Raw genomic sequence first — 6,286 nt, forward strand, 5'->3', positions numbered from 1 at the left:
GTTTTACCGTGGTCAACGTGGCCGATGGTGCCGATGTTAACGTGCGGTTTGTTACGCTCAAACTTTTCCTTAGCCATTCTCTAGGCGCCTTTTTGAATATAGTGGGGTCATCCATGACCCGGTTTCCTCTGCGCGCGCGGCTTATTCGGTTTACGCGCAAAAATCAAGATACTTCCTTAGATGCGCGACGACTAGCCCGCGATTGATGCGTTCTCATCAATATCGGTTTCTGCCTCACGCGGGGCAAACCAGCCCTCTTCAAGGTGCTTTTCGGCGATATATTCTTCGACCTTGTCGGCAATGTTCAGCGCCAGACCATCGATCTGTTCAGCCTTGGTGCGACTGTGACCAGACCCCACAAGTGCGCTTTCACCGGTGGTGTCTTCAAAGATCTCCATCTGCACTTTTTCGGCAAGGAAGGTTTTGCCAGAGACGTCATAGACAAAGACATTCACCACCGCGACGCTTTTGGGCGAAAACAGGATCGGCACGCCGGGAGGCGCCAGCATGAAGCCTTCAAGCGTCACCGCCACATCATATTCCTGCTTGCCCTGATAGCGGCCAAGGCGCGCATTCATCGCGCGCTCCATCGGCTCGGCCCACTCATTGGCCTCGGCGTCGCGCGACAGCGGCCATTGCAGCGCCTTGTCGGTAAAGACATGCAGCACGCGGGCTTTGAACGCCCCCAGATTTTCGGGTGCCTCATCCACTTGCGTGGCGCCGCAGGCTCCAAGCAATACCAGAGCCGCAAAAACAGAAAGCAAACGGGCCATAATCAATCCTGTATTGATCACATTTTTCATAGAGATAGCGGCTTAAACATCAAAGCGCAAAGCGGGGCGAGCAAAAACCCGCGTGCCGGGTGGCACGCGGGTCACATTATGATTTGAACTTATAGTCGCGCGGGAAACCATATGGCGGGCGTTTCCCAACGCTTGCACGTTTGCCGAGCCATTCTGTCAGGTCCGGCTCATGGCGGGTTTTGCCCCCGCCCATCTCCCAGCTGATGCCTTCAGCCCAGTTGAAGGTGGTGATATCCGAAAGCCCACCATCCAGTTCAAGCGCGCCCTGTTTGCCACGCGCCATATTGTATTTCTGCAGGCGCACACCCTTGCCTCGGCTGAGTTCGGGCATTTCCTCTACAGAGAACACAAGGAACTTGCCGTTTTCAGAGACGATCGCAACGTGATCGCCCTCAACCGGGATACAAAGCTTGGCGCGGTCGTCATCTTTGACGTTCAGCACCTGTTTGCCGCTGCGGGTCTGGGCGACGATTTCCGCCTCGGAGCAGATAAAGCCATTGCCCGCATCTGAAGCCACCAGCAGCTTGCCTTCTGGGTTGTGAATCAAGAGGTCGACGATTTCGACCTCATTGGGCAGATCGACCATCAGGCGCACCGGTTCGCCCATGCCACGCCCACCGGGAAGGTTGGCCGCCGAAAGCGTGTAAAACCGCCCGTTGGAGCCAAACACCAGCAGACGATCGGTGGTTTCCGCATGGAAGACAAAGCGCGGGCCATCGCCGTCTTTGAATTTCAGCTCGCGGCTCAGATCAATATGGCCGGTCATGGCGCGGATCCAGCCCATCTTGGAGCAGACCACGGTGATTGGTTCACGTTCGATCATGGCTTCAAGCGGCACGTCTTCGACTTCGGCCGCTTCGGCAAAGCGGGTGCGACGGGCACCACCATCAAAATCCTTGCCGAACTTCTTTTTGGTCTCGCGCAGCTGTTCGGTGATGCGGGTCCATTGGATGTCATCCGAGCTCAGAAGCTCTACCAGCTCGGCACGTTCCGCACGCAGCGCGTCGCGTTCGCGGGTCAGCTCGATTTCCTCAAGCTTGCGCAAGCTGCGCAGGCGCATATTGAGAATCGCCTCGGCCTGAACCTCGGTCAGCTCGCCCACACCCTTGCCCGGCGAGACATACTCCGCCTCGGTAAGGGCACGCGGGTGGTCGATGTTCCAGTCTTCGCGCATCAGCGCGGCTTTGGGATCATCGTCATAGCGGATAATGTCGATCACACGATCCAGATTGAGGAAGGCAATAATAAAGCCTTCCAGAACTTCCAGCCGGTGGTCGATCTTTTCCATCCGGTGGCGGGCGCGGCGTTGCAAGACATCGCGACGGTGATCAAGGAAGGCGCGCAGCACCTCTTTCATTGAACAGACCTTGGGGGTGACCCCATCGATCAGCACATTCATATTGAGGCTGAACCGCGTCTCAAAATCAGAGTTGCGGAACATCATGTTCATCAGCACCTCTGGATCCACGTTTTTGGACTTTGGCTCCAAAACGATGCGGATGTCATCGGCAGATTCGTCACGAATATCGGCGAGGATCGGCACCTTTTTGGTTTGGATCAGCTCAGCCACTTTTTCGATCAGTTTGGATTTTTGCACCTGATAGGGGATCTCGGTGACAACGATCTGCCATTGGCCACGGCCCAGGTCTTCAACCTCATAGGTGGAACGCAGGCGGAACGAGCCGCGCCCGGTGCTATAGGCCTTGGCGATGTTTTCCCGCGGTTCCACAATCACGCCGCCGGTGGGGAAATCCGGACCCGGAACGTAATTCAGCAGTGTGTCATCCTGCGCGCCCGGCGTTTTGATCAGGTGAATACAGGCATCAACCAGTTCGGCAATGTTATGGGGCGGGATATTTGTCGCCATGCCCACCGCGATCCCGGTGGCACCATTGGCCAGAATATTCGGAAAGGTTGCGGGCAAAACCGCGGGTTCCGTCAGACGACCATCATAGTTGTCGCGGAAATCAACCGAGTCTTCATTGAGCCCTTCGAGCATGGCCTCAGCAACAAAGGTCATCCGCGCTTCTGTGTAGCGCGAGGCCGCCGGGTTATCGCCGTCGATATTGCCAAAGTTGCCCTGCCCGTCGACCAGCGGGTAGCGCACGTTGAAATCCTGCGCCAGACGCGCCATCGCATCATAGATCGCCGCATCCCCATGCGGGTGGAAATCCCCCATGGTATCGCCGGAAATCTTGGCAGATTTCAAAAACCCCCCAGAAGACGACAGCCGCAGCCGGTTCATCGCATACAGAATGCGCCGGTGCACCGGTTTCAGACCATCACGCGCATCCGGCAGGGCCCGGTGCATAATGGTGCTGAGCGCATAGGTCAGGTAGCGCTCACCAATGGCGCGGCGCAGGGGTTCCAAGATCTCTCCCTTTTCAGGAGAGGATGGCATATCGGGATCATCTACCAGGTCGGTCATAGATTCGTGATACTGCCCTCGTTCGCCAGCGTAAAGCGTTCACGAAAACCGTCCACAGGTTTTACGCCCAAGGTTTTGCACCTATTGCTTTGGTATCGCCCTGCTTGCGCGCAATAGTTTGTTTACGCCCAATGGGGACATTTACGACAGTTCTCCCCTGCGAGAATCACTAAAAATATGTTTTAATGAATATTAACGGTGGACGATTCGTGGGGGCCACCGGGAACGCGGTTTTGGAACGGACCGCTGCTGCTATCTTTATGTGTATTTGTGTTGGGGGGAGCGTTATGTCGACGCGCTTTGTTGTTGTGTCTTTTCTGGGTCTTGGGTTGGGATTTTATGAGCTGAGCGGCGGTGCCGACTTTGCCCCGCCGGAGCGCGCAGAAAGGACCGTAGCAACCGCTGCCGAAGCCAGCCCTCAGCCTGCGCCCGCCACCTCTGAACGCGCCGCACAGCACCCACTAGCCAAACCCGATGCCCTGGCGCGCGCCGAACTGCCAGAGGCCCGCCCCCTGGCTGATCCGCGTCTGCGCGACCAGGTTGCGTTGCGCCAGCTGGCACAGGCCGGACAGGCAATCAATTCAACCGCGGCCGCTTTTGATGGGCGCACTGCCACCAGTCAGCTGCAGCTGGTATCGCTTGAAGGTGGGCTGGCAGGGATCACCAGCCAGGTGATCACCCCCACTGAGCCGGCGGCGGTACAGATCGAAGCCCCCGCTCAGGACATTCGCTATGTGCGGGCATCCCGCGTCAATATGCGCCAGGGGCCGGGCACCAATTATTCAGTGCTGACCCGGCTGCTTGCCAATGACAAAGTCCGGGTCCTCGAAGACAGCGGCACCGGCTGGCTGCGTCTAAAAGTTGACAGTACTGGCCGCATCGGTTGGATTGCAGCTTCCCTGCTCACCAAGAAAGCGCCATAAACCCACCTGTTGATCCGGTCGCAAAGGGCGTTTCATGGCCAAAACATTGCTGATTACCGGCTGCTCCTCCGGCATTGGATTGAATGCGGCGCGCGGCATGCGAGATCGCGGCTGGACGGTGTTTGCCTCTTGCCGCAGCCAGCGCGATTGTGACCGGATGCGCGCCGAGGGCTTTATCAGCCCGCGCATCGACTACACTGACGAAGACAGCATCAAATCGGGCCTTGAGCTGGTTCTGAATGAAACCGGCGGCACGCTGGATGTCTTATTCAACAACGGCGCCCATGGGCTGCCGGGGGCGGTGGAAGATCTGCCCACAGACGGGTTGCGCGAGATTTTTGAGGCCAATTTCTTTGGCTGGCACGCGCTGACACGGATGGTTGTGCCGGTGATGCGGGCACAAGGCCACGGGCGCATCATTCACAATTCATCGATCCTGGGCTTTGTCGCCTTTCCCTGGCGCGGGGCCTATGTGGCAACCAAATTTGCCCTCGAAGGTCTTACAGACACCATGCGGGTAGAGCTTGCCGGAAGCGGGATCCATATCTCTTTGATTGAGCCGGGCCCGGTGACATCCAAAATCCGACAGAATTCAATCCCGCATTTTGAACGCTTTATCGATTGGGAAAATTCCGCCCTGCGTGGCCTTTATGAAAAAACGCTGCTCAAACGGCTGTATCACAGCGATGGCCCGGATCGGTTTGAACTGCCAGCCTCGGCCGTCACCGCCAAATTGGCCCATGCCTGCGAGGCCCGCCGCCCGCGCGCCCGTTACTATGTGACCACCCCGACCCATATTGCAGCCCGCCTGAAACGGATGCTTGGCACCCGCGCCATCGACCGGATTTTGATGACGCTGCGCTGACGCCACTCGATTTTCATGCAGCTACGCTGACAATGCTCGCCAAGTGGATTTCAACGCTCTACATAAGATCAAACCTTCGGCTGGGTGAGGACCTGAACCTATGAGCAATTCACTGTATATTTTTGGCATTCTCGCAATTGGCGCCACCGTTCTGGTGCTGGTGCTCGGCATTGGCAGTTTTGGCGTTGGCGGCAAATTCCACCGCAACAATTCCAACCGCCTGATGCGACTGCGTCTGCTGTTTCAGTTCATCGCCATTCTGGCCGTTCTTGGGTTTGTCTATTTTCGCAACCAGGGAGGACAATAAGACATGGTTGTTCTGAACAAGATCTATACGCGCACAGGTGACAAGGGCAGCACGGCCCTGGGAAACGGCACGCGCGTGGACAAACACTCCGCCCGGGTCAACGCCTATGGCACCTCAGACGAGCTGAACGCCTTTGTTGGTGTTGCCCGCCTGGACGCCGAAGGGGAGATGGACGCCGCGCTTGCACGTATTCAAAACGACCTGTTTGATCTTGGCGCCGATCTGTGCCGCCCGGAAATGGAAAAAGACGCGGATGCGGAATACCCACCATTGCGCATGTCGCCAGCGCAGGTAGAACGGTTGGAAGCAGAGATCGACGTGATGAACAAAGCGCTGTCGCCACTGCGCAGTTTTGTATTGCCCGGCGGATCCGCCCTGGCGGCGCATTTGCATGTCTGCCGCACCGTGGCCCGGCGCGCGGAACGTCTGACCACCGATCTCGCCAGCCAGGATGAGATCAATCAGGTTGCCGTGACCTATCTCAATCGCCTGTCTGACTGGTTCTTTGTTGCGGCCCGTGTGGCAAATGACAATGGCGCTTCAGACGTGCTTTGGGTGCCAGGCGCTAATCGCTGATTGCCCCTTGTTTTAGCGCAGCGTCACACCAAAGTGATTCTGCGCTGCAGCAAAAAATGAACCGTCCCAGCAAAATAATTGCCACAGAATACTATAAAGTCGCAATTTTATTGCTTCGTGAATTTTCCTCCTATTTTTCGCAACACCCCAGTTTTCTTGGCCTTTTTTATCGGATTTTCGTCAGACGCGACGTCCTAAGACCAAGATGTGCCGATTTTGCCCTGTTGATCGTGCTTTTCAGCGGCTATCAACACAGCGAGAGCATAGCGGCCCTGTCGGCGAGCGGCGGGCTACATTGTGAAGGAGTATACGCCCATGAAGGTCTTGGTACCTGTAAAGCGCGTGATTGATTACAACGTTAAGGTTCGTGTGAAAGCGGACGGC

General features: G+C 56.9%; 7 protein-coding genes. 5 read left to right on the forward strand and 2 right to left on the reverse strand.

From position 1 onward, the window contains the following. On the forward strand, window positions 1-206 hold a 206-nt coding region (locus tag GG681_RS17810), incomplete at its 5' end, for a hypothetical protein (RefSeq protein ID WP_214645164.1). Here the strand turns inward: GG681_RS17810 and GG681_RS17505 are convergent. After that, entirely contained in the window at window positions 192-773 is a 582-nt protein-coding gene (locus GG681_RS17505) for a hypothetical protein (RefSeq protein WP_153549335.1), read from the reverse strand. The genes GG681_RS17810 and GG681_RS17505 overlap by 15 nt on opposite strands. 106 nt (window positions 774-879) lie before the next feature. Then, entirely contained in the window at window positions 880-3,231 is a 2,352-nt protein-coding gene (locus tag GG681_RS17510; protein ID WP_153549336.1) for a DNA topoisomerase IV subunit A, read from the reverse strand. 287 nt (window positions 3,232-3,518) lie between these two features. Here GG681_RS17510 and GG681_RS17515 point away from each other — a divergent pair, with 287 nt between their 5' ends. The 4 genes from GG681_RS17515 to GG681_RS17530 all read left to right on the forward strand — a co-directional run bounded on the left by GG681_RS17515 (window position 3,519) and on the right by GG681_RS17530 (window position 5,902). Then, window positions 3,519-4,154 carry an SH3 domain-containing protein gene (locus GG681_RS17515; RefSeq protein ID WP_153549337.1) on the forward strand — a complete coding sequence of 212 codons (636 nt, stop codon included), beginning with the start codon at window positions 3,519-3,521 and terminating at the stop codon, window positions 4,152-4,154. Window positions 4,155-4,188: 34 nt separating this feature from the next. Then, window positions 4,189-5,019, forward strand: a complete 831-nt coding sequence (locus tag GG681_RS17520) for an SDR family NAD(P)-dependent oxidoreductase (protein ID WP_153549338.1) — start codon at window positions 4,189-4,191, stop codon at window positions 5,017-5,019. 100 nt (window positions 5,020-5,119) lie between these two features. Further along, window positions 5,120-5,326, forward strand: a complete 207-nt coding sequence (locus GG681_RS17525; RefSeq protein ID WP_153549339.1) for a twin transmembrane helix small protein — start codon at window positions 5,120-5,122, stop codon at window positions 5,324-5,326. A 3-nt stretch (window positions 5,327-5,329) separates the two neighbouring features. Further along, window positions 5,330-5,902 carry a cob(I)yrinic acid a,c-diamide adenosyltransferase gene (locus tag GG681_RS17530; RefSeq protein ID WP_153549340.1) on the forward strand — a complete coding sequence of 191 codons (573 nt, stop codon included), beginning with the start codon at window positions 5,330-5,332 and terminating at the stop codon, window positions 5,900-5,902. Window positions 5,903-6,286: the final 384 nt, after the last annotated feature.

Origin of the sequence: Tritonibacter aquimaris, assembly GCF_009617595.1 — a bacterium.
In the GTDB taxonomy this organism is placed as follows: Bacteria; Pseudomonadota; Alphaproteobacteria; order Rhodobacterales; family Rhodobacteraceae; genus Epibacterium; species Epibacterium aquimaris.